The sequence below is a fragment of the Kineococcus indalonis genome (genome assembly GCF_009906395.1).
Classification (GTDB): Bacteria; Actinomycetota; Actinomycetes; order Actinomycetales; family Kineococcaceae; genus Kineococcus; species Kineococcus indalonis.
Map to the genome: position 1 here is coordinate 1 of NZ_JAAALM010000226.1, position 2392 is coordinate 2392.

Annotated in this window: 1 rRNA gene; it reads left to right on the forward strand. The window is 61.4% G+C overall.

Features of this window, described 5'->3' with window-relative positions:
- The first annotated feature begins 245 nt into the window (after positions 1 to 245).
- A 16S ribosomal RNA gene (locus GTR00_RS12040) occupies positions 246 to 1773 on the forward strand.
- Positions 1774 to 2392: the final 619 nt, after the last annotated feature.

The window sequence follows — 2392 nt, forward strand, 5'->3', positions numbered from 1 at the left end:
GTGCGTCCGGTTCTTGAGAACTCAACAGTGTGCCAAGTGTTGATGCCAAACAATCAACCCCGTGGCGTTCTTCTCCTCCGGTGTCCGCCGGGTGGGGGGATCGCTTCGGAATTCCTTTGGTGTTGAACCCCGCCGCCTCCTCGCCAGGAGGTGGTGGGACTTTCGAGATCAGAGGTCAAACTAGGCAAGTCATTGGGCTGTGACCGGCCGGGGCCCTGAGGGGTCGTGGTGGGTCTATGGTTTTTTCGACGGAGAGTTTGATCCTGGCTCAGGACGAACGCTGGCGGCGTGCTTAACACATGCAAGTCGAACGGTGAACCCTTCGGGGGGATCAGTGGCGAACGGGTGAGTAACACGTGAGCAACCTGCCCTCAGCTCCGGGACAACCACTGGAAACGGTGGCTAATACCGGATACGACCCGCTCGGGCATCCGACGCGGGTGGAAAGTCTTTTCGGCTGGGGATGGGCTCGCGGCCTATCAGCTTGTTGGTGGGGTGATGGCCCACCAAGGCGACGACGGGTAGCCGGCCTGAGAGGGCGACCGGCCACACTGGGACTGAGACACGGCCCAGACTCCTACGGGAGGCAGCAGTGGGGAATATTGCACAATGGGCGCAAGCCTGATGCAGCGACGCCGCGTGAGGGATGACGGCCTTCGGGTTGTAAACCTCTTTCAGCAGGGAAGAAGCCGCGCTCCGGTGCGGTGACGGTACCTGCAGAAGAAGCACCGGCTAACTACGTGCCAGCAGCCGCGGTAATACGTAGGGTGCAAGCGTTGTCCGGAATTATTGGGCGTAAAGAGCTCGTAGGCGGTGTGTCGCGTCTGCTGTGAAAACTCAGGGCTCAACTCTGAGCTTGCAGTGGGTACGGGCACACTTGAGTGCGGTAGGGGAGACTGGAATTCCTGGTGTAGCGGTGAAATGCGCAGATATCAGGAGGAACACCGGTGGCGAAGGCGGGTCTCTGGGCCGTAACTGACGCTGAGGAGCGAAAGCATGGGGAGCGAACAGGATTAGATACCCTGGTAGTCCATGCCGTAAACGTTGGGCGCTAGGTGTGGGGTCCATTCCACGGACTCCGTGCCGCAGCTAACGCATTAAGCGCCCCGCCTGGGGAGTACGGCCGCAAGGCTAAAACTCAAAGGAATTGACGGGGGCCCGCACAAGCGGCGGAGCATGCGGATTAATTCGATGCAACGCGAAGAACCTTACCAAGGCTTGACATGCACGGTGGCGCTCCAGAGATGGAGCTTCATTTAGGTGGCCGTGCACAGGTGGTGCATGGTTGTCGTCAGCTCGTGTCGTGAGATGTTGGGTTAAGTCCCGCAACGAGCGCAACCCTCGTTCCATGTTGCCAGCGCGTGATGGCGGGGACTCATGGGAGACTGCCGGGGTCAACTCGGAGGAAGGTGGGGATGACGTCAAATCATCATGCCCCTTATGTCTTGGGCTTCACGCATGCTACAATGGCCAGTACAGAGGGCTGCGATACCGCGAGGTGGAGCGAATCCCAAAAAGCTGGTCTCAGTTCGGATCGGGGTCTGCAACTCGACCCCGTGAAGTCGGAGTCGCTAGTAATCGCAGATCAGCAACGCTGCGGTGAATACGTTCCCGGGCCTTGTACACACCGCCCGTCACGTCATGAAAGTCGGTAACACCCGAAGCCGGTGGCCCAACCCGCAAGGGAGGGAGCTGTCGAAGGTGGGACTGGCGATTGGGACGAAGTCGTAACAAGGTAGCCGTACCGGAAGGTGCGGCTGGATCACCTCCTTTCTAAGGAGCATCAGCCCGCCCCTCGCGTGAGGTTCGTCCTCGCCGGTGGGTCGGGGTGGACCGTCTACTCCGGCGATCGTCCGGAGGTCGGTGCTCGAGGGTGGAACATCAACACGGTGCTCATCGTCGAATCGGTGGCTAGTACGGCTGCGGCGGGTCCTGGGAACAGGCCCGGGCGCAGTGGGGAACGCCGGTACCGGTGACGGTGGTGAGCACCTGGCGCACTGTTGGGTCCTGAGGGACCGGGCACCCACCGCCGGCGGCGTCGCGCCGCCGGTGGTGGGGGTCTGTTCTGCTCTGTCAGGACCGCTCCGGAAGGGCACATCGGTCGGTGGGGCGTGGGGTCTGCGATCCTGCGCGGCGCACCGGTGTCCGGTGCCCTTCGCCCCCGGAGCGGGTTCCTGGTTGTTGCTTGAGAACTGCACAGTGGACGCGAGCATTGCAGTGACAATGACTGCTTTTTGGTTCTTTGTCGTGGTGCTTCGTCGAGTAGATCTTTTCTGTGTCTTTGTGGTTTGGGTTCTTTGACTCAACGCCGCCTCGCGCACCGATCGCCTCGCCCCTGTGGTCCCGTTCGCGGGTGTCGTCCCGTTCGCGGGTGTCGTCCCGTTCGCGGGTG